Origin of the sequence: Leifsonia sp. SIMBA_070, assembly GCF_046534635.1 — a bacterium.
Classification (GTDB): Bacteria; Actinomycetota; Actinomycetes; order Actinomycetales; family Microbacteriaceae; genus Leifsonia.
Genome location: NZ_JAWRYK010000580.1, coordinates 1 through 255 on the forward strand (window position 1 = coordinate 1; position 255 = coordinate 255).

Here is a 255-nt window from a genome sequence, read left to right on the forward strand (position 1 = left end):
ACTAAGAGATATATCTAGTGAACAAGCAGAGTACCAATACGAAGCGAAAAAATGGAGTTTGAAAGAAGCACTCGGTCACATGGCAGATGCTGAACGCTTACTGAGTTATCGCATTTTTGCAGTTTCTCGTGGAGAGACTCTTTCATTTCCTCCATTTGATATAGATGCATATATGACTAATGCAAATTTCAGCCGACTTGATTTCCAAGATATACTTTCAGATTTTTCAATTGTACGACAATGCACCTCTTCATT

Annotated in this window: 1 protein-coding gene; it reads left to right on the plus strand. The window is 37.6% G+C overall.

The window, feature by feature from the left end; all coding sequences use genetic code 11:
- Positions 1 to 255 (plus strand): DinB family protein (locus SB754_RS21545; RefSeq protein ID WP_410784361.1); only part of this gene is annotated, 255 nt, incomplete at both ends.